Consider the following 20,871-nt stretch of genomic DNA (forward strand, 5'->3'; position numbering starts at 1 on the left):
GTTTCATAAAAAAAACGTTCAGTGTTTACACACTGAACGTTTTTTTTATGAAACTAACTACTTGGAACTTACATCATCTCATCTATATCTTCAGATTGCATTTGCTTTTTCTGATTTTTCATTCGATCATTTTTTGATTGATTAAATCGATATGTAAACGATAAATTTATGGTTCTTTCTCTCCATTGCATTTCTGAATAAGATTTAGATTGTACTAAATCAAGATCCATTCTGTGCTTTCTTGAATTAAATAAATCTTGAACATTCAAAGATAAAGTTCCTTTTTCTTTTAGGACATCTTTACTAAAGGCTAAGTTAACTGCTGTAGAACTTAAACGTTTTCCTTGAGCTGTTGTTTGTGGTCCTTCATACATTACATTTGTTTGCCATTCAACTTTCCCAGGTAAAGTTACTCTTGAATTTAATCGTCCTGTAAACGTAAAAGTATCGTTGTCAAAATTTTGATTAACCACTTGATCTAGGTAATCAATATATTGATAATTTCCTCTAGTTGAAACTTGAAATAAATTTGCATTTGCATTTAATCTCCACCAAGAAAAAGGTGTGTAATTTAAATTCAATTCTAATCCATATCTGTATTCAGTTGCTAAATTGATAGGTCCACTGATTGTAATTGGAATAGCTTCTTCATTTACACCATCAACTCTTCTAACAAATTGTGTAGCATCAGTTGTTTTATTGAAGTATGCCGAAGCGTTCAAAGTAAACTGATGATTGAAACGTTTCATATACCCAAAATCATAAGCATCAGTAAACGAAGGATTCAAATCTGGATTACCCATAAAGAAGTTGATTGAACTTGAATAATTCGAAATAGGATTTAACATTCTACCTCTTGGTCTTCTTACTCTTCTACTATAACTTGCAGAAATATTTTCACCATCAACTAATTCATAGCTTAAGAAAGCACTAGGAAATAAATCATTGTATTTTTTCTTATTAAAATCTTGATTTATTAATTGGTTTACATCTATTTGTGTATCTTCCCAACGTAAACCAACCATATAACTGAATTTATTAATTTTGTTTCCGTATTGAGCATAAATTGCATTTACACGTTCTTTGTATTCTAAATCGCTTCTAAATAAATCATTTGGTTCTAAAACACCAGCGTTATTCAAAGAATTAATATCAAATGATGTATGTAACTCATTAAAATTTCCTAAATATCCAGCTTCAAATTGGCTTCCTTCACCTAAAGGTAATACATAATCAACTCGAGCGATGATTCGTTTTTCGTCTTCTGTAGCTCTGGTTACATCTTTAGATAAAAGGTTAGCAGTTTGACTAATTGTTGAAATATCCGAATTTTCAGTATCGGTATTATCACTTATACTTCCAGATACAAATAATTGATGTCCTTTATCATTAAATTTATACGTGAAATCAGTAGTGTATTCTTTCGTTTCTTTACGATCATCTTCTTCCGTTAAACGACTTCTAGTATCAATTAAAGTGTAGTTTTCGTTATAATTAGAATAGTTTAATGTTTTAGGAATTTCTCCTTTACTTTTACGATATGTAACTCCATTGTTCCAAGTTAACTTATCTGTAATATTCCATTCAACTCCAAAATTTCCGTTAAAACCATTTCGATCTCTCGTGCTTTCAGAACGCTCATTAACAAATTGAGAAGTTGTTCCGTCTTCATTAAAATATTCAGAATCGTTCATCGAATTTCCGAATGTTTTATTTTTCGAATAACCCAAGTTAGCAAAAAGATTTACGCTTTTCATACGATGATTAACATTTGCGTTAACTCCGTAACTTAAAGGATCTCCGACATTAACTGATACACTTCCGTTTGTACCGTTATTACTTCCTTTTTTAAGAATGATATTGATAATTCCAGCTCCTCCTTCAGCTTCATAACGAGCTGATGGATTGGTAATTACCTCAACTCGATCGATTGATTCTGATGGTAACATTTTCAAAGCATCTCCAATATTTGAAGCCAAACCAGAAGGTTTACCATCAATTAAAACACGCACAGACTCATTTCCTCTCAAACTTACATTTCCGTCAGAATCAACTTGAATAGATGGAATGTTATCCAGGACATCGCTTGCAGTTCCACCACGTACAATGGCATTGTCAGCAACGTTGTAAATGCGTTTATCTAGTTTAATCTCAACTTCAGCACGTTTTGCAGTTACTACTAAACCTTCTAAAACTTCAGAATCATTTTGAATTTTGAAAGTTCCCAAATCCGTTGATTCTGTAATTTCTTTATTAGAAATTTCAATTGTTTGATAACCTAAATATTCAACACGAATATTATAAGTTCCTGAAGATGTACTAATATTAAAATTACCACTTGTATCAGTAACATCACCAGTTATCAAGTCGGGATTTATGGTGCTAATTAGTGTAATATTAGCATATTCAAGAGGTTGGTTCGTTGAAGCCTCAACTACCGTTCCTTTGATGAATATTTCATTTGAAGGCGTTTGCGCCCAGACTAATGAACTAAAAGAAAGTGAGGCAACTACTGTTAAAAACCGTGTCGATTTCATTAAAGAAAGTTTTTTAAATTTTGTAGCAAAAATACTAAAACAATCGGGTTTTAGTGATAATATTTTGTTAAAGAGCTGTTGTTTGTAGATTAAATAATCTCATTAATTCTCGAAAATGGACGTGCGATAACTCCATGATTTTCATTAATCACAATTGGACGTTCAATTAACTTCGGATTTTCTGACAATATCTTAATTATTTCATCGTCAGTAAGTGTTTTATCTTTATAATTCTCTTTCCAAATTGCCTCTTTTGTACGAACAAGTTCAATGGGTGAAATATTTAATATTTTAATGATTCTATTTAATTCATCGATACTTAAACCTTCATCTAAATATTTTACAACACTATGCGGTATTTTTTGTTCTTCTAAAAAGCATAAACCTTCTCTTGATTTGCTGCAACGCGGATTGTGATAAATTGTAATCATCATTTTATTTTTTATCAAATTTAATGTAACTTCGAATGGAATCAAAATATAAAAAAATGTATATCGAACAATTAAAAAACAAAAAAGAATCGTTAATCAAATATTTACCTTTTCCATTGGTTTTCTTTCTGTTTATGGGATTAAACTATGTTGCAACTTTAGCCAGTGATGCAAGTACTAATGATTTGATTGAAGCAACAATAAAAGTTTTTGGAAAGAATTTAACCTTTGCTTTTATGATTGTTCCGCTGTCTTTTTTATGTGTGATTTTACTTCTTTGGGTTAAATTTTTTCATAAACAAACCATTACTTCCTTAACCACAGCAAGGCCAAAAATTGATATTAGACGAATATTCTTTTCATTTTTTCTTTGGGCAGCAATTCTTGTTTCTGTAATTTTGATTCAATATTTTATTTCACCAGATGATTTTTTAATCAATTTTAAATTAGGACCATTTCTTGTTTTATTGGTTTTAGCAATTGTATTAATTCCGTTGCAAACCAGTTTTGAAGAATATTTGTTTCGCGGCTATTTAATGCAAGGATTAGGTTTATTAACTAAAAACAAATGGTTTCCGCTTTTGTTTACTTCAATTTCATTCGGATTGTTACATATTGCGAATCCAGAAGTTGGAGCTTACGGCATGCAAATGATGGTTTTCTACATCGGTACAGGTTTATTTTTAGGTATCATAACTTTAATGGACAATGGTTTAGAATTAGCCTTAGGTTTTCATGCGGCGAATAATTTAGTTGGTGCACTTTTGGTAACCTCAAAAAATTCGGCATTGCAAACAAATGCAATTTTTGAGCAAAATGTTGAATCGATGAGTTTTACAGAAATTTACATTCAAGTTTTAGTAGTGTTTCCGATTTTGATTTTTTTGTTTGCTAAAAAATACAAATGGAACGATTGGAAAAATAAATTAACAGGAAAGATTTAAATGATGAACACAAATTATATTCATAACAATTTCCGTTTGAATGGAGAATTTTATGATGAAAAACAATTAATTGAACTTGCAAATCAGTATCAAAATTCAGACGAAACTTACAAACAAGATTTTGGAAATTTGATTATGCAATGGTTTGATACGAATGATTTTATTACATTAACAACCTCGGGAACAACCGGAACTCCCAAGCAAATCGAATTAAAAAAGCAAGCAGTTATCAATTCTGCAAAAGCTACCGGAATCCATTTTAATTTACAACCAACCAATTCGGCGTTACTTTGTTTACCAACAAAATACATTGCAGGGAAATTAATGTTTGTTCGCTCTTTGATTTTGGGATTACATTTAGATTTGGTAAATCCAAGCTCAAATCCATTAAGTGAAATTATTAAAACTTACGATTTTGTTGCGATGGTGCCTTTGCAAGTAATTAATAGTGTTGATAAACTTCATCTGATAAAAAAATTAATTGTAGGTGGTGCAAAACTAGATTTAAAAGTTAAAGAATTGATTTTAGATTCGACTTCTGAAGTTTACGAAACTTACGGTATGACCGAAACCATTACGCATATCGCAGCTAAGAAAATTTCAGAAGAATTTTTTACCCCACTTCCGCATGCTCAAATTTCGGTTGATGCTCGTGGTTGTTTAGTTATCGATGCACCTAGCGTAAATCCAGATAAACTAGTTACTAATGATTTGGTTGAATTTAAAACTCCAAATCAATTCAAATGGTTGGGGCGCGTCGATAATGTGATTAATTCGGGTGGTGTCAAGCTTTTTCCTGAACAAATTGAAGAAAAATTGGCACCTTTTATTTCGTATCGATTTTTTGTAATCGGTAAAGAAGATATTGTTTTAGGAAATAAATTGGTTTTGGTGATTGAAAGCGAGCCTTATCTAATAGAACCTCAAATGTTTGATGTTTTATTGCCGTTTGAAAAGCCTAAAGAAATTCAATTTGTAACGAATTTCAAAGAAACCGCAACAGGTAAAATTTTAAGAAAAGATAATTTAAGATAAAAGCTTAATGCTAAATTTATTTCAATTCATTAATTTTTTTTCTATTTTAAAATAAAAACACTAGAAAATAAATATTTTTTTATAAATTTTATAATTATTTCAGCTTGACTAATTAACTTATTATTTTTAAAGTATAAATTTAGTTCCAAGATATCAAATATTAATTTCTACAATTTAAGATAAAAAACAAGCAGTTTTTTTGTAAATCTAATTGGTTTTTAAGAAATTTTAATGACAATTTGGATCTTATCAAATTTTAAATCTAAACTTAATGCTGTTGTTTAAATTATTGAAATAATAACTATGAATATTATCGAATTTATTTTGGCTCCAGAATTATTATTAAAGGAAAAATTTAATATCATTTTTATTCACTTTGTTTTTTTTCTTTAATGAATTTTTTATCAAAAAAACTAAAAGTAAATGAATTAATTAAAAAATCATCCATTTAAATAAATACTTCGTTTTATTGATTATCAATCTCACTCATTATTTTTTTTAATGCTACATGCTCGTCTTCAGGTAAATAAGGAATTAAATCGGTAAAATGTTTTTTAAATTCTTTTTTAGAACACAATTTAATAATAGCTTCACGTCCAAATTTTCTGAATTGTGGTTTATGGCTAACTAATGCATTTACTAAATGTGGTAATGTGTTGCTATCGTATTGATTCAAAAACCACATTGCAGAAATAGCATTCATTCGAACATTGCTGTTGTATTTTGAATATGCATAACCTTCCAATTCTTTATACCAATTTGGCTTTTTATCTAAATTATAATTATCAGTTGCTAATGCCAACATCAACCAAGTAATTCGTAAATTTTTATCGTTGAAACCTTCCCAATTTTTAGATTTATCTAAAACCTTATGTTTCAAATCTGGACGTTGATACCAAATGTTTTTTAAAGCGATTTCTTGAGTTATGTAAGATTCGTCATCTAGAAATGTTTCATAAGTTTCAACATATTCATTCGGAATTTCTTTCAAAATTTGAACCATTGCTTGACGTACTTTTAGATTATCTGATTGCGCTACATAATCATAAAATTCTTTTGCTTCTGGATATGAAACATTATGTATTTGATATATAACTTCTTGTTTTACTTTGTCATAAGGACTATTAACTAAAGTATTAATTAAGTACTCTTTTTTTGATTCAAATGGTAAAGCTTGTTTGTCAATCAATTCTAAATACTGATGAATCATTGGATTATTCTTCAATAAAAAAACGGCTTGTTTAATATCGAATTTACTGTTATTCAACCAATCTTTTTTGAATTTAGCTGAATCAAAACTACAAACATTTTCAACTTCTTTTAAAAAATCATCAGTCGATACATTCTGAAAAGCATATTTTGTAAGATAGTTTTTTACAGCTGTTTGAAAATTAGCATCACCAATTTGATTTCTTAATGCAAATAACGCCCAAGCTCCTTTTTCATAATAAGTCAATGAAGTTGAACCTTCACTTAAGATGGTTGTATTGGTTTGATTTTGACTTTCTTTCTGAATTTTTTCGGCCATTTCGTAAAGCTCCCAATAAAAATAATCATCACCATAAATTTCGCGTTCAGCCAAAAGTGCATAAAATGTTGCAAATCCTTCTTGTAACCAATGGTCTTTACCCGATTTTGCAGTAATTAAATCGCCAAACCATTGATGTGCCAATTCATGCGCATTTACATTAACGTAATTTCTATCGAATGCTCCAATATTATCAACTACAAAATCTTGATTAAAAATGGTGGATGTTGTATTTTCCATTCCTGAATATAAAAAATCTTCAACCGGAACATTTCTATAAATCTTCCAAGGATAATTATAACCAATTTCTTTTTCAAAGAAATCAAACATTTGTTTGGTATGTTGATATGTACTTTCGTATTTTGTTTTATCCGAAGGTTTTAGGTAAGATTCAATCGGAATCCCAGAAGTACTTTTTTGCGTAGAAACATCATACTTACCAACTGCAAACATTAACAAATAAGAACTCATCGGTTGTTCCATCTGATAATTCCAAGTAACATTATTTCCGTTCGTTTTTTTATTTGCTAAAACTCCGTTTGAAACAACTTGGTAATTTTTATCAAACGAAATTGACATATTAAAAATAACCTTTTCATTGTAATCATCAAAACTTGGCAACCAATGTGAAGTGTATTTTCCTTGTCCTTGTGTCCAAATTTGCAAATCATTTCCAGTTCCAACAAAATAAACGGTCTGTTTTGGAATTGTATTGTACTTTATAGCTAAATTATTACTTCCGATTTTATAACCTGCATACAATTTAATTTGCTTGTTATCATATTTAAAACCAGCTGATTTACCGTCAATCAAAACCGATTGAATTTGCATATTTTTGGCGTCAATTCTAATGGTATCAATTTCAGATTTCAAATCAAATGTATAAGAAACATTTCCTAAAATTTTTCGTTGCGAAATATCAAAATCAATAGTTGCATTGGCTTTAATAAAATCGACTTGATTTTGAGCAATTGTTATTTGAGATAATAAGATAAATACAGGAAGTAATATTTTTTTCATAGATGCATTAAAGTAAGTCATAAAAATAGTAAAACTTTTATAATCTGATTATTTATTTGCGTCAAATTACAAGCTTCACTTAAAAAAACGTAATTTTGCAACAAATAACAATTTATGCAGTTTACAGATTTTAAATTAAACAATAATGTTTTAGAAGCGATTAAAGATGTTGGTTATGAGTCACCTACTCCAATTCAACAAAAAGCTATTCCTTTAATTTTAGAAGGAAAAGATTTAGTTGGATGTGCACAAACAGGAACAGGAAAAACAGCTGCATTTGCCATCCCAATCATAAACGATATTCATAAAATTGTTGGTTCTGCTAAAAAAAGAAAGTTAATTCGGACGGTTGTCTTGACTCCTACTCGCGAATTAGCCATTCAAATAGAAGAAAATTTTGTTAAATATTCTCAATTTACAAATATCAAAACTTTGGTACTTTATGGAGGTGTAAATCAAGTTCCTCAAGTTGATGCGTTAAAAAGCGGAATTGATGTTTTGGTAACCACACCAGGACGTTTTTTAGATTTATACAAACAACAACATATTAATGTAGACCACGTACATCAATTGGTTATCGATGAAGCTGATTTGATGTTAGATATGGGTTTTATTGCCGATGTTCGTAAAGTAATTAAATTGACTCCAGATAATCGTCAAACGCTTTTATTTTCTGCAACCATGCCAATGGCTGTTCGTGAATTAGCGGATGATTTTATGACAAATGCTGCATTTGTTTCGGTTGACCCGATTTCGAGTGCTTCGATTCAAGTGAAACAGCGCATCTATTTTGTCGAAAAAGAAGATAAAAAGAAACTATTATTCCATATCATTTCTGAACAAAATTTAAAAAATGTTTTAATTTTTGCAAGAACCAAACACGGTGTTGATTCCATTGTTGAATATCTTCAGAAAAACAATTTAAATGCTGACGGAATTCATGGAGATAAATCACAAAATAAACGCGAAGAAATTTTAAAGAATTTTAAAGATAAGCAATTAGATATTTTAGTTGCAACTGATGTCGCTTCGCGCGGAATCGATATTGATGCGCTTAATTACGTTATCAATTTTGATTTGCCAAATGTTCCAGAAACTTACGTTCACCGAATTGGTAGAACCGGTCGTGCTGGAATGGAAGGAACTTCGATTGCTTTTTGCGGTAAAGACGAAAAGGTTTATTGGGAGGCAATTAAAAAATTAACTCGAATTGTTGCTAAAGAAGTTTTAGACCATCCGTTTCCATGGAAAGAAAAAAATCCAAATGCCAAACCTGATTTCCGAAATAAAAAGAAAACAAATCCTAAAAACGGAAATTCAACATCAAAAAATAATTCGAATTCTAGAAAATCTGATAGTTCAAAAAAGAATAAAAAAAGATGGTATTAAGAATCCTACATTAAGGATTCTTTTTATTTTTTAGGAATTTAAAATCATATAAAAAATATTTTATTAAATAATTTTATAATCTATATTAAAAATATTTTCTTCATATTTGTGATAGAGAAAAAAGAACATGATAAAAGTTGAGCGTTTATTCGATGTCGCTTACTATGCGCACGAAAAATATAATTTACCTGTACAATTTGCTACAAAAAGTAATGGTAATTGGAAAAAAACTTCGAGTAAAGAATATTTAGAAAAGGTTAATGCAATTTCAAAAGCATTAATTCATATTGGTGTACAACCTAATGATAAAATTGCTGTAATCACAACTGCGAACAGAACTGAATGGAATATTTTGGATATTGCTATTTTACAAGTTGGAGCACAAAATGTACCGATTTACCCAACGGTTTCTGTTGAAGAGTTTGATTATATTTTCAACCATTCAGAAGCAAACTTATGTTTTGTATCTGATGAAATTTTATATAATAAGATTAAAGCTATTGAAGATAAACTTCCTTTAGTTAAAGATTTATATTCATTTGATAAAATAAATGGATGTAAAAATATCAATGATTTAATTGCTTTAGGAAATACTTTAAATAATGAATCAGAAGTTGAAGTTCGAAAAAGCAATATTAAAACAGATGATTTAGCAACTATTATTTATACTTCTGGAACTACTGGCAAACCAAAAGGAGTTATGTTATCTCACAAAAACATAATTTCAAATTTTATGGGATGTCAAAATCGCGTACCATTTGTTTATGGAAGTGATAGAGCATTAAGTTTTTTACCTTGTTGCCATGTTTATGAACGTATGCTTTTGTATTTGTATCAATATGGTGGTTTAGAAATCTATTTTGCAGAATCAATCGATAGAATTGGAGAAAATATAGTTGAAGTTAAACCTCACGTTATGTGCGTTGTTCCTCGTTTACTAGAAAAAGTTTATGATAGAATCATTGAAAAAGGAGCTGCATTATCTGGTATTAAAAGAAAACTATTTTTCTGGTCTGTTGAACTAGCAGAAGAGTTTCAGCCCTACGGACAAAACGGAGCTTGGTATAACTTTAAATTAAGTATTGCTCGTAAATTAGTATTATCTAAATGGAAACAAGCTTTAGGCGGAAATTTAAACACGGTTGTTTGTGGAAGTGCGGCCCTTCAGCAACGTTTAGGTAGAGCTTTCACTGCTGCCGAAATGGTTTGCATGGAAGGTTATGGTTTAACCGAAACTTCTCCGGTAATTGCAGTAAATGATTTACGAAATAGAAATTTAAAATATGGTACTGTCGGCAAACCATTAGATGGTTTTGAAGTTAAGATTGCTGAAGATGGAGAAATAGTAACCAAAAGTGATTCGGTGATGTTAGGATATTATAAAGATCCTGAAAAAACTGCCGAAGTTATCAAAAATGGATATTTCCATACCGAAGATATTGGAGAAATTGATACAGATGGATTCTTGAAAATTACCGACCGTAAAAAAGAAATGTTCAAAACTTCTGGAGGAAAATACATCGCTCCTCAAGCTTTAGAAAATGCGATGAAAGCTTCTCGTTTTATCGAACAAATTATGGTTGTTGGTGATGGTGAAAAAATGCCTGGAGCTTTAATTCAACCCGATTTTAATTTTGTTCGCGAATGGGCAAAACGCAAAAACTTAAATGTAGGAACATCAAATACAGAACTTATTGCAAATGAGCAAGTAATTAATAGAATTCAAAAAGTAATTAACGATATAAACAAAAGTTTTGGTAATTGGGAACAAATAAAAGTTTTTCAATTAACACCTGATGTTTGGAGTATCGAAGCAGGTCACCTTACGCCTACTTTAAAATTTAAACGCAGACATATAAAAGAAAAATATATAAACGAGTACAATAAAATGTACCAACATTAAAAATTAAAATCCCATCGGTTGTTATTCCTTTGGGATTTTTTTATTAAAAAATTTATATAAAATATCAATGAAATCAGGGATATTTTATTTGGTAAAAATTCCATATTTTTAAATAATTATTATTTTTTTAGATACGATTTTAGAAAATTTTTCTAAATATATTCCATATACTAATATTTAAATCAACTGACAAAACATAAAGTCATGCTACAAGGAATATTTTCATTATTTAATTCAAAAGCAGATAAAAAAATTAAAATATCTACATTTTTAATTGATGATTTTAATGAAATAGATACAGTTATAGAAAATAATAGCATTTTTTATAAAAATGAATCAAAACATTTTTACATAACTATTCTTAATCTAAATGATGAGAAAATCGAATATCGATTAAATGGATTAATTCGATCTGACAAAATGTTTCAAAAGACGATAAAGAAAATTAAAAATAAACAAGAAATCAGTAACGGAATTTTTTATATAAAACACTTTGTAGAAATTAAACCGATTAGTAGAAAAAAATTTGATCAAATTTGTAATTATACTTATTCAAAAGAAGAAACAATAAAACTACCCAAGAATATTAAATCTATTAAAATTGAACTTTACGAAGAAATTATTGAAAAGAAAAAAAATCGTATTTTTAATTTAATAGCTGAAAAATACATTTTATTATAAACTGTAATTGAGAATTTGAATTCCTAAATTCTTTATTAAACTTCTATAAATGAAAAAGATGACTTACTTCTTGCCTATTTTATTTTTAATTTTTAACTGTCAAACTAAAATTGAAAATGTAAAAAATGATGTTGAAATTAGTACTCAAGATTCATTAGTTTATAACGATTCAATTAAAACGGCACATATTTTAGTTGCTCTTTGTGATAATAAATATCAAGGAATTGTCCCTGTACCTGCCAAAATTGGGAATGGTCAAGATCCGAATAATAATTTATATTGGGGAGCAGGTTATGGAGTTCGAACTTATTTTAAAAAGAGTAAAGATTGGGAATTACTGAAACAAACTAAAATAGATGAAACCATTCTTGAACGCTTGGTTTTTAAGCATAAAACTCAAAACTTTTATTTAATTGCGGATGCTTATGATGGCAAAGAAATTGAACAAACTACGATTGATTTTTTAAAAAGTAGTTCAGGACAGTTCAAAGATACCATTCATATCAATGATGAAGTTATTGGAATTAATGGCAATGCAAATTTAATTACATATATTGGACATGATGGTTTAATGGATTTTCAATTAAAAAATGAATTTATAAATTTAGACAAAAAACAACGTGATGTGATTATTTTAGCTTGTTATAGCAAGCGGTTTTTTGGTCCTTTGATGCAAGATAATAATGTAAATCCGATAGTTTGGACAAGTCATTTAATGGCACCTGAAGCTTACATTATTCACGATGCATTAGAAGGTTACGTGAATAATGAATCAAATGAATCGATTAGAAATCGAGCGGCACAAGCCTATTCAAAATATCAAAAATGTAGCATAAAAGCAGCTAGAAATCTATTGATTACGAATTGGTAAATAAAAAAACGAGAACTTTAAAGTTCTCGTTTTTGTTTATATTTAAAATTGAATTCCTAAATAAGTACTAGGTGTAATTTGTTTTAATTCAGATTTTATTTCATCAGAAACATTTAAATTAGAAATAAATTCTTGAATAGATTCTCTAGTAATTGCAGTATTTGTACGAGTTAAATCTTTTAATGCTTCATACGGATTTGGATAAGCTTCTCTTCTCAAAATCGTTTGAATGGCTTCAGCTACAACCGCCCAATTATTTTCTAGATCTTGTTCGAATTTAGATTCGTTTAATAACAATTTATTCAATCCTTTTAATGTTGCTTCAAAAGCAATAATTGTATGTCCCATTGGAACACCCACATTACGTAAAACAGTACTATCTGTTAAATCTCTTTGTTGACGAGAAATTGGAAGTTTTGCTGCTAAATGTTCAAAAATAGCATTTGCAATTCCTAAGTTACCTTCAGAATTTTCAAAATCAATCGGATTTACTTTATGTGGCATCGCTGATGAACCAATCTCTCCAGCTTTTATTTTTTGCTTGAAATATTCCATTGAAACATATTGCCAAATGTCACGATCTAAGTCAATTAAAATGGTATTAATACGTTTTAATGCATCAAAAAATGCAGCAAAATGATCGTAATGTTCAATTTGTGTTGTTGGGAATGAATGTTTTAATCCTAAAATTCCTTCAACAAAATCTTCTCCAAATTGTTTCCAATCGTTTGTAGGATAAGCTACAAAATGTGCATTAAAATTACCGGTTGCGCCACCAAATTTAGCAGCAAACGGAACGTTGTTTAACAAACGTAATTGCTCTTCTAAACGCACAACAAAAACATGAATCTCTTTTCCTAAACGTGTTGGAGATGCAGGTTGACCATGCGTTCTTGCTAACATCGGAACGTCTTTCCATTCCATGCTTAACTCTTTCAACTTGTTAATTACGTTGATTAAAGTTGGCATATAAACATTTGAAAACGCATCTTTTGTAGATAATGGAATTGCGGTATTATTTATATCTTGAGAAGTTAATCCGAAATGGATAAATTCTTTATGTTCATGTAAACCTAATTTGTCAAAAGCTTGCTTAATAAAATACTCAACAGCTTTTACATCATGATTGGTTGTTTTCTCAGTTTCTTTAATCCATAAAGCATCTTCCGTAGAAAAATCTTCATAAATTTTACGTAACGACGGATAAATAACTTTGTCAATATTTTGTAATTGAGGTAAAGGCAATTCACAAAGTGCAATAAAATATTCAACCTCTACCAAAACGCGATATTTAATTAAAGCTTCCTCAGAAAAATAAGGTGCTAAAGCTTGTGTTTTACTTCTATAACGACCATCAATTGGTGAAATAGCATTTAATTCTGTAAGCATAATTTAATTGTGTTGTTAAGATGCAAATATAGTTAGCTTTTTACGAGTTTAAAAATATTACGTATATTGAATTTTGAAATTTTAATTGAAATGAAAAGAATTTTAAAAGCAATTGGCATTTTTTCTATTGTTGTTTTAATTGCAACAATTATTGCAAATAGAAGTATTATAAATTGTACAAAAGAAAAACATTCGGACAAAATTGAAAATGTTCCCTTTAAAAAAGTAGGATTGCTTTTTAGGAACCAATAAAAATTATTCAAACGGAAATCCAAACCAATATTTTTATAATCGGATTGATACAGCAGTTGAACTTTACAAAGCTGGAAAAATAAAATATATAATAGCCTCAGGCGATAATAGTGTTGAAGGCTATAATGAACCTGAAGAAATGAAATTAGAATTGATTGAAAGAGGAATTCCAGAAGAACATATTTTTCTAGATTTTGCAGGTTTTCGTACTTTGGATTCAGTAGTTCGTACTAATGAAATTTTCAGTCAAGACGATATAATTATCATTTCACAAAAATTTCATAATCAACGCACTATTTATATTGCTGATAAATATGGTATTGAAGCATTCGGATTTAATGCAAAAGATGTCAATACAGTTACCATTTCAAAAACACAAGTACGAGAATACTTTGCGCGCTTAAAAGTTTTTTTAGATATTCTTAGACGCACAGAACCTAAGTTTAAAGGAGATAAAATTAAAATTGAATAAAAAATTAACTACTATGAAATCATATAAATTACTTATTATATTCATTTTTATATCCATAAAGATGCATGCAAATGAAACTATAATTGTAAATCAGAATCAATTTTTTATTGATACAACAAATCATATAGTTTTAACAAACATGGATATTGATTATATAAATACCAATTGGATAGGATTAAAGACAAATATCATGATTGGTGAATTATGTTCTTTTATAAGTCCTGTTTCCACAATTGAAATCGGAACACCATATTCCATTTTCATACCATCACAAAATTCCAATTTTATACTTTATTTTACCGAGTTTCCTATAATCTCAATTTCAACATCAAACACAATTGTTGACGAACCAGATGTGTGGGCTAATTTTAAAATGATTGAAAAAAATCAGAATTATTTAGAGTCTGATATTGGTATTCAATATCGAGGTGGTTATAGTCAAAGCCTTCCTAAAAAATCAATGGAAATTAAGTTTTGGACAGATGCATTAGGAACAGATACTGAGGACCATTCATTATTAAACATGGTTACAGAAGATAGTTGGAATTTACAAGCTATGGCAAATGAACCATTAAGAATTCGTAATAAAACAAATTTCGACATTTGGAGAATAATCAATGATTTACATTATATTGAAAACGAACCCGAAGCTATTAATGCTGTAAGAATGAATTATGTTGAACTCTTCGTTAATAATGAATATCGTGGAATTTATTGTTTGGGAGAAAAAGTTAAAAGAAAACAATTAAAATTAAAAAAACATAACGGAACAATTCGTGGCGAATTATACAAAGGTGACCATTGGGGAAACACAACCTTCTATACCTTACCTCCTTTTGATAACAACTCTGATATATGGGATGGATTCGAATATAAACATCCAGATGAAGAAATTAATTGGCAAAATTTATATGATTTAAGTGATTTTATAATTAACTCAACAGATACCGATTTTTATGCAAATTACAGTACAAAATTCCATATTGATAATTTAGTAGATTATTATATTTTCTTAAACTTGTTAAGAGCCACGGACAATACCGGTAAAAACATTTACATTGCAAAATACGATACAAACACACCGTACTTTTATGTACCTTGGGATTTAGATGGAACTTTTGGAACCATGTGGACGGGATCTAATGATACTGAAACACAAGATCTTTTAACCAATGGCTTTTATGATCGTTTAATTAACGATTGTAGTGAAAATGGATTTCGTGATAAACTACGTTCAAAATGGCAATCACTAAGACAAAATGATATTACACATTCTTCAATAATGAACATGTTTAATACAAATTATAATTTATTATTACAAAACGGAGTTTATGAAAGAGAAACTCTAGTTTGGGATGATTTTGATTATTATACAGGAAATCTGACCTATATGTCAGATTGGATAACAGATAGATTATCTTATCTCGACACAGTTTTTAATGAAGAATGTGATATACTTTCTAGAAATGAATTCGATTCACAAAAAAATAATTTCAAGATTTATCCAAATCCAGCTTCAGATTTCGTTGAAATCAATTCAACAATTGAATCAATTTTTAGTCTAGAAATTTACAATAATTTAGGTCAAATCGTACTAACAGAAAATTTTAATACTCAACAAAAACAAATAGATTTATCTAATTTGAGTAACGGAATTTATATCTTTAAAATAAAGAATAAAGATTTACAAGAAGTTCATAAAATCATTGTAAATAGATAAGTTCATTTTCGTTTTTTTTGTAATTTTAATAAAACTAAAAAAAGTATAAAATGAATATTAAAAATGTTACAGTTGCAGGAAGTGGTGTTTTAGGTTATCAAATTGCATTTCAAACGGCATTTCATGGTTTTAAAGTAACTGTTTACGATATAAACGATGAGGTTTTAGAGAAAGCAAAATCAAAATTTGATACGTTAGCAAATGCTTATAAACGCGATTTAAATGCAAACGATGAACAGTTAAATAATACGTTCCAAAATCTACAATACAACTCAAATCTAGCAGAAGCTGTAAAAAATGCTGATTTAGTAATTGAAGCCATTCCAGAGAATCTGGCTAGCAAATTTAGTTTCTATAAACAACTAGCAAATTTAGCTCCAGAAAAAACGTTGTTCGCTACAAATTCGTCAACCTTATTACCAAGTATGTTTGCACAAGCAACGGGGCGTCCAAAGAAATTCTGTGCTTTACATTTCGCTAATACAATTTGGATAAATAATACAGCCGAAATCATGGGACATTCCGAAACCTCAAAAGAAACATTCGATACTATTGTTGACTTTGCAAAAGCTATCGGAATGGTAACTTTACCACTTCATAAAGAACAGCCAGGCTACATCCTAAATTCTTTATTAGTACCTTTTTTAAGCGCGGCAACAAACCTACTTATAAACGAAGTTTCGGACATCGAAACCATTGATAAAACTTGGATGATTGCAACTGGTGCGCCAATTGGTCCTTTTGCAATTTTAGATATTGTTGGTATCACAACGGCATATAACATCAACCAAATGGCGGCTCAAAAAACAAATGATCCACTTAAAATAAAAACAGTTGAGTATCTTAAGCAGCATTTTATCGATCAAAATAAGTTGGGAGTTGCAACTGGTGAAGGTTTTTACAAATACCCAAATCCGGCTTATAAAGACAAAGATTTTTTGAAATAAAATAACCTTGGCGTTCCGCTTACAAAAAATCCGAAGTCGTTTTTTAATCGGCACGTGTTTCGCTAAATCTTTTTCTAAATTAAAATTCAGAAAAAGGATATCGCTTCACCCGTTAACGCACTTACGCTTTCAATAAAAAAAGCACATCAAATTTAATTTGATGTGCTTTTTTTATTTCTAATTTTTATTTATTCGTCACCTAAACGATCGTGTAAAATCTTAAAATATTCAAATGCACGAACCAATCGAACACCATGCCAAGAAAACATTTCGCCATCAACAAAAACGGTTTTCGCATGATGTGTACTTCTGCCAATTTCAAAAGCATGTTCTTCTTTAAACGGGTAAGGTTCCGATGATAAGAAAACAACATCAGGATCTCCCTGAATTCGCATTTTTCGGATTTCAACTTCAGGATAACGATCCTCACGATTATCATAAATATTAGTAAAGTTATTTAAAGTTAACAACGTATTAATAAACGTATCTTTTCCTGCAGCCATATAAGGTTCACGCCAAATCAAATAAGCCGATTTACGTGTTGGTTTGTCCGAAACAAATTTCTGAAAATCATCTAGAGCAAATTGCGTTTTCTCAATCCATTTTTTAGCATCGGTTCTTCTATTAAAAATTTCACCAAAATCAGCAATCATTTGAACACTATCTTCAACTGAACGAACATCTGTAACCCAAACTGGACAAATATTTTTTAACGATTCAACAATTTCTAAGGTGTTTTCTTCTTTATTAGCAACAATAATATCGGGATTTAAAGCTCGAATTTTTTCGACATGAACTTTCTTAGTTCCACCAATCGATAATTTAGTTGCTTTTAAATGATACGGATGCACACAAAATTTGGTAATACCAATAATTTTATCTTCTAAACCTAACTCAAATAAAGTTTCAGTTTGTGAAGGAACCAAAGAAACGATACGTTTTGGTGCCGTTTCAAAAGTATATGTTACTCCTATTTGATCTGTGATTGTAAGCATAATTTAAAAATTAAACGAAAGAATTACTTCCATTTCTTTTTGAAGTTTTAAAGCTTCGTTACGAGCTGCAGTTGCAAAATCAGTTCCGTTTGAAGCGTAAATAATTCCACGTGAAGAATTGATTAATAAACCAATTTGTTTGTTTAAACCAAACTGACAAACATCTTTTAAACTTCCGCCTTGAGCGCCAACTCCAGGAACCAACAAAAAATTATTTGGTACAATTTGACGGATTTCTTTAAAATACTCAGCTTTTGTTGCTCCAACCACATACATTAAATTTTCTGAATGATGCCATTTTTTTGATGTTTGAATAACTTTTTTATAAAGTTCTTCACCATCAACTGTTTTAGTCTGAAAATCAAAAGCACCTTCGTTTGAAGTTAAAGCTAACATAATGGTATGTTTATCTTTAAAAGCTAAGAATGGTTCCACTGAATCTTTTCCCATGTACGGAGCAACAGTTACCGAATCGAAAGCTAAATCTTCGAAAAAAGCTTTTGCGTACATGGTTGAAGTATTTCCGATATCACCGCGTTTTGCATCGGCAATTGTGAAAATTTCAGGATATTTTTCGTTGATGTAATTAATGGTTTTTGCTAAAGATTGCCAACCTTTGATTCCGTAAGCTTCGTAAAAAGCTGTATTGGGTTTATACGAAACACATAAATCATGTGTTGCATCGATGATGGCTTTATTGAATTCAAAAATTGGGTCTTCGGTTTGTAATAAATGGTGTGGAATTTTATTTAAATCGACATCTAAACCAATACATAAAAATGATTTTTTTGTACGAATTTGTTCTACCAGTTGTTTTGTTGTCATGGTTTAAAAAACTTAAAAATAAAACAATATGTTTATGTTTAGCCCCGATTGAGCGTCTAGCTTTTGTGAAACAAAACTAATAGCGAAAGCGGGACAATATAAAAAATAACCTGAAGTTTATGCTTTAAAAAATAGAAAAAAAGCCTCTAAATAAGAGGCTTATATAATTAAAATACTTCAGATTCTTTTAACTTTTCAGTATTTGCAACTAATTGTAATTCATCGATAAATTTTTGAATTTTACCACTCATTACACCATCCATATCAAAAATATCCATTCCGATACGGTGGTCTGTTACACGACCTTGTGGATAATTGTATGTACGAATTTTAGCCGAACGGTCACCAGAAGAAACCTGAGAAGAACGTTTTGTAGCATCTTCAGCTTGTTTCTTTGCCAACTCCATTTCGTATAAACGAGAACGCAAAACGGTTAAAGCTTTATCTTTGTTTTTATGTTGCGATTTTTGATCTTGACATTGCGCCACTAATCCAGTTGGAATGTGTGTTAAACGAACGGCTGATTTTGTAGTATTTACCGACTGACCACCAGGACCTGATGAACAGAAAAAGTCCACACGAACATCGTTCATATCAATTTGAACGTCAAATTCTTCAGCTTCTGGTAAAACCATAACTGTTGCAGCCGATGTATGCACACGTCCTTGTGTTTCTGTTTGAGGAACACGTTGTACACGGTGAACACCTGCTTCGTATTTTAAGCTTCCGTAAACGTCTTCTCCAGTAACTTCAAAAATAACCTCTTTGAAACCACCTGAAGTTCCTTCGTTTAAATCTACAACAGAAGTTCTCCATCCTTTTGCTTCACAGAATTTTGTGTACATACGGAATAAATCTCCAGCAAAAATAGAAGCTTCATCACCTCCAGTACCCGCACGGATTTCAACCATAACGTTTTTAGCGTCTTCCGGGTCTTTAGGAATCAACATAAATTTGATTTCTTCTTCTAATTCAGGTAAAAGAGCTTTTGCTTCTTCTAATTGCATTTTAGCCATTTCAACCATTTCGGCATCTGAACCATCTGCAATTATTTCGTTAGCTTCTTCAATGTTACCAACTGCATTTATATATTCTTCGCGTTTATCAACTAACGCTTTTAAATCTTTATATTCCTTATTTAACTGTACATAACGCTTTTGGTCGGCGATAACATCAGGTTGAATAATCAAATCTGAAACTTCGTCAAAACGTTGTTTTACATATTGTAATCTATCTAACATCATACTGTTTGGATTTTCGAATTGCAAATGTACAAAAAAAGAGGAACTTTTTAAACAAGTTCCCCTTTTCAGTCTCATATTTTTTTTAAGCTTATTTTTTAGCTATTTCTACATTTAAAGTAACTTGTGTCCAAGTTTTATCCATGTGTAATTCTTTACATAATTCATGAATACTATTAAACGCTTTTGTACCGTCAAAATCTTCGATGATGTCGATTTCTCCGTTCATTTTTAAAACATTATCAACCACTGTATAAGTGAAGTCTTTTGTTTTAGTTACATCGTTCATTGTTAATTCAACAACTGCTTTACCGTTTTGAAAAGAAACAAATTTTCCGTTGATATCACCAGCTAGTAAACCAAAGAAACCTGCTTTTAATTTATCATCACGACCTGCATCTTTTGTATTAACTGATGAAGTTGTGATTTTAAAAGCAGCTCCTGTATAATCTTGGTCAACTACACCAGAATCTTTAACTCCAGTAACTTCAATGGTATTGAATGTTCCGTTAACTCCAATTTTCTCAGGAGTTTTATATGCCGTCCACTCTAATTTATTAGTATAAGCAACTTCTTCTAAAACAACTTCTTCTAAAACTTGTTCTTCGTTAACTTTTGGTTCTTCTTTTTTACAAGAAGCAAATACAGTAGCAATCACTGCAAGAGCTAATATTGACTTTTTCATTATTTT

18 protein-coding genes are annotated in these 20,871 nt (G+C 29.9%); 10 read left to right on the forward strand and 8 right to left on the reverse strand.

Translation table 11 applies throughout. The features are described from left to right. Positions 1 to 68 precede the first annotated feature (68 nt). Both HW119_RS14275 and arsC read right to left on the reverse strand, forming a co-directional pair. Complete coding sequence (locus tag HW119_RS14275; protein WP_177765534.1) at positions 69 to 2,537, reverse strand: outer membrane beta-barrel family protein; 2,469 nt, start codon at positions 2,535 to 2,537, stop codon at positions 69 to 71. A gap of 89 nt (positions 2,538 to 2,626) precedes the next feature. Continuing rightward, positions 2,627 to 2,968, reverse strand: coding sequence for an arsenate reductase (glutaredoxin) (arsC, locus tag HW119_RS14280; protein ID WP_177766705.1), 342 nt, complete (start codon positions 2,966 to 2,968; stop codon positions 2,627 to 2,629). 56 nt (positions 2,969 to 3,024) lie between these two features. Between arsC and HW119_RS14285 the strand changes: the two genes are divergently transcribed. Together HW119_RS14285 and HW119_RS14290 are read left to right on the forward strand one after the other, a co-directional pair. Further along, on the forward strand, positions 3,025 to 3,912 hold the full coding sequence (locus tag HW119_RS14285) for a CPBP family intramembrane glutamic endopeptidase (protein WP_177765536.1): 888 nt from the start codon (positions 3,025 to 3,027) through the stop codon (positions 3,910 to 3,912). A 3-nt stretch (positions 3,913 to 3,915) separates the two neighbouring features. Beyond that, positions 3,916 to 4,947, forward strand: a complete 1,032-nt coding sequence (locus HW119_RS14290; protein WP_177766707.1) for an AMP-binding protein — start codon at positions 3,916 to 3,918, stop codon at positions 4,945 to 4,947. Between the two features lie 466 nt (positions 4,948 to 5,413). Here the strand turns inward: HW119_RS14290 and HW119_RS14295 are convergent, their stop codons facing one another. Further along, a complete protein-coding gene (locus HW119_RS14295; RefSeq protein WP_177765538.1) occupies positions 5,414 to 7,495 on the reverse strand; it encodes a M1 family metallopeptidase in 2,082 nt (693 codons plus the stop codon). Between the two features lie 114 nt (positions 7,496 to 7,609). Here HW119_RS14295 and HW119_RS14300 point away from each other — a divergent pair, with 114 nt between their 5' ends. The 4 genes from HW119_RS14300 (at position 7,610) to HW119_RS14315 (ending at position 12,339) form a co-directional block, all read left to right on the forward strand. After that, a complete protein-coding gene (locus HW119_RS14300; protein ID WP_177765540.1) occupies positions 7,610 to 8,884 on the forward strand; it encodes a DEAD/DEAH box helicase in 1,275 nt (424 codons plus the stop codon). 127 nt (positions 8,885 to 9,011) lie between these two features. Continuing rightward, on the forward strand, positions 9,012 to 10,787 hold the full coding sequence (locus tag HW119_RS14305; protein ID WP_177765542.1) for an AMP-dependent synthetase/ligase: 1,776 nt from the start codon (positions 9,012 to 9,014) through the stop codon (positions 10,785 to 10,787). A 204-nt stretch (positions 10,788 to 10,991) separates the two neighbouring features. Continuing rightward, positions 10,992 to 11,468, forward strand: coding sequence for a hypothetical protein (locus HW119_RS14310; RefSeq protein ID WP_177765544.1), 477 nt, complete (start codon positions 10,992 to 10,994; stop codon positions 11,466 to 11,468). A 49-nt stretch (positions 11,469 to 11,517) separates the two neighbouring features. Further along, positions 11,518 to 12,339 (forward strand): hypothetical protein, encoded by an 822-nt coding sequence (locus tag HW119_RS14315; protein ID WP_177765546.1) that lies wholly within the window; start codon positions 11,518 to 11,520, stop codon positions 12,337 to 12,339. Positions 12,340 to 12,381: 42 nt separating this feature from the next. On the opposite strand, the gene purB is transcribed toward HW119_RS14315, so the two are convergent. Beyond that, positions 12,382 to 13,728 carry an adenylosuccinate lyase gene (gene purB, locus HW119_RS14320; protein WP_177765548.1) on the reverse strand — a complete coding sequence of 449 codons (1,347 nt, stop codon included), beginning with the start codon at positions 13,726 to 13,728 and terminating at the stop codon, positions 12,382 to 12,384. A 90-nt stretch (positions 13,729 to 13,818) separates the two neighbouring features. On the opposite strand from purB, the gene HW119_RS16860 reads away from it, so the two are divergent. From HW119_RS16860 to HW119_RS14335, 4 genes are all read left to right on the forward strand, one after another. Continuing rightward, on the forward strand, positions 13,819 to 13,980 hold the full coding sequence (locus HW119_RS16860; RefSeq protein WP_317171489.1) for a hypothetical protein: 162 nt from the start codon (positions 13,819 to 13,821) through the stop codon (positions 13,978 to 13,980). Positions 13,981 to 14,059: 79 nt separating this feature from the next. Continuing rightward, positions 14,060 to 14,452 carry a vancomycin high temperature exclusion protein gene (locus tag HW119_RS16865; protein WP_317171537.1) on the forward strand — a complete coding sequence of 131 codons (393 nt, stop codon included), beginning with the start codon at positions 14,060 to 14,062 and terminating at the stop codon, positions 14,450 to 14,452. A gap of 13 nt (positions 14,453 to 14,465) precedes the next feature. Continuing rightward, positions 14,466 to 16,172, forward strand: coding sequence for a CotH kinase family protein (locus HW119_RS14330; RefSeq protein WP_177765550.1), 1,707 nt, complete (start codon positions 14,466 to 14,468; stop codon positions 16,170 to 16,172). A gap of 50 nt (positions 16,173 to 16,222) precedes the next feature. Then, complete coding sequence (locus HW119_RS14335) at positions 16,223 to 17,119, forward strand: 3-hydroxyacyl-CoA dehydrogenase (RefSeq protein WP_177765552.1); 897 nt, start codon at positions 16,223 to 16,225, stop codon at positions 17,117 to 17,119. A gap of 188 nt (positions 17,120 to 17,307) precedes the next feature. Here the strand turns inward: HW119_RS14335 and HW119_RS14340 are convergent, their stop codons facing one another. The 4 genes from HW119_RS14340 to HW119_RS14355 all read right to left on the reverse strand — a co-directional run bounded on the left by HW119_RS14340 (position 17,308) and on the right by HW119_RS14355 (position 20,865). Further along, positions 17,308 to 18,114: an ABC transporter substrate-binding protein gene (locus HW119_RS14340; RefSeq protein ID WP_177765554.1), complete on the reverse strand. Its 807-nt coding sequence runs from the start codon at positions 18,112 to 18,114 to the stop codon at positions 17,308 to 17,310. Between the two features lie 3 nt (positions 18,115 to 18,117). Continuing rightward, positions 18,118 to 18,939, reverse strand: coding sequence for an orotidine-5'-phosphate decarboxylase (pyrF, locus tag HW119_RS14345; protein ID WP_177765556.1), 822 nt, complete (start codon positions 18,937 to 18,939; stop codon positions 18,118 to 18,120). 167 nt (positions 18,940 to 19,106) lie between these two features. Beyond that, positions 19,107 to 20,180: a peptide chain release factor 1 gene (gene prfA / locus HW119_RS14350; RefSeq protein WP_177766709.1), complete on the reverse strand. Its 1,074-nt coding sequence runs from the start codon at positions 20,178 to 20,180 to the stop codon at positions 19,107 to 19,109. 91 nt (positions 20,181 to 20,271) lie between these two features. Then, a complete protein-coding gene (locus tag HW119_RS14355) occupies positions 20,272 to 20,865 on the reverse strand; it encodes a YceI family protein (protein WP_177765558.1) in 594 nt (197 codons plus the stop codon). Between the last annotated feature and the right edge of the window lie 6 nt (positions 20,866 to 20,871).

The sequence above is a fragment of the Flavobacterium sp. I3-2 genome, from assembly GCF_013389595.1.
Taxonomy (GTDB): Bacteria; Bacteroidota; Bacteroidia; order Flavobacteriales; family Flavobacteriaceae; genus Flavobacterium.

Coding starts and splice junctions, on each gene's coding strand:
- arsC (WP_177766705.1), bottom strand. CDS start 2,968: ATGATTACAATTTATCACAATCCGCGTTGCAGCAAATCAAGAGAAGGT.
- pyrF (WP_177765556.1), bottom strand. CDS start 18,939: ATGACAACAAAACAACTGGTAGAACAAATTCGTACAAAAAAATCATTT.
- HW119_RS14290 (WP_177766707.1), top strand. CDS start 3,916: ATGAACACAAATTATATTCATAACAATTTCCGTTTGAATGGAGAATTT.
- HW119_RS14275 (WP_177765534.1), bottom strand. CDS start 2,537: ATGAAATCGACACGGTTTTTAACAGTAGTTGCCTCACTTTCTTTTAGT.
- HW119_RS14330 (WP_177765550.1), top strand. CDS start 14,466: ATGAAATCATATAAATTACTTATTATATTCATTTTTATATCCATAAAG.
- purB (WP_177765548.1), bottom strand. CDS start 13,728: ATGCTTACAGAATTAAATGCTATTTCACCAATTGATGGTCGTTATAGA.
- HW119_RS14300 (WP_177765540.1), top strand. CDS start 7,610: ATGCAGTTTACAGATTTTAAATTAAACAATAATGTTTTAGAAGCGATT.
- HW119_RS14285 (WP_177765536.1), top strand. CDS start 3,025: ATGTATATCGAACAATTAAAAAACAAAAAAGAATCGTTAATCAAATAT.
- prfA (WP_177766709.1), bottom strand. CDS start 20,180: ATGTTAGATAGATTACAATATGTAAAACAACGTTTTGACGAAGTTTCA.
- HW119_RS14315 (WP_177765546.1), top strand. CDS start 11,518: ATGAAAAAGATGACTTACTTCTTGCCTATTTTATTTTTAATTTTTAAC.
- HW119_RS14305 (WP_177765542.1), top strand. CDS start 9,012: ATGATAAAAGTTGAGCGTTTATTCGATGTCGCTTACTATGCGCACGAA.
- HW119_RS14310 (WP_177765544.1), top strand. CDS start 10,992: ATGCTACAAGGAATATTTTCATTATTTAATTCAAAAGCAGATAAAAAA.
- HW119_RS14355 (WP_177765558.1), bottom strand. CDS start 20,865: ATGAAAAAGTCAATATTAGCTCTTGCAGTGATTGCTACTGTATTTGCT.
- HW119_RS14335 (WP_177765552.1), top strand. CDS start 16,223: ATGAATATTAAAAATGTTACAGTTGCAGGAAGTGGTGTTTTAGGTTAT.
- HW119_RS14295 (WP_177765538.1), bottom strand. CDS start 7,495: ATGAAAAAAATATTACTTCCTGTATTTATCTTATTATCTCAAATAACA.
- HW119_RS14340 (WP_177765554.1), bottom strand. CDS start 18,114: ATGCTTACAATCACAGATCAAATAGGAGTAACATATACTTTTGAAACG.
- HW119_RS16860 (WP_317171489.1), top strand. CDS start 13,819: ATGAAAAGAATTTTAAAAGCAATTGGCATTTTTTCTATTGTTGTTTTA.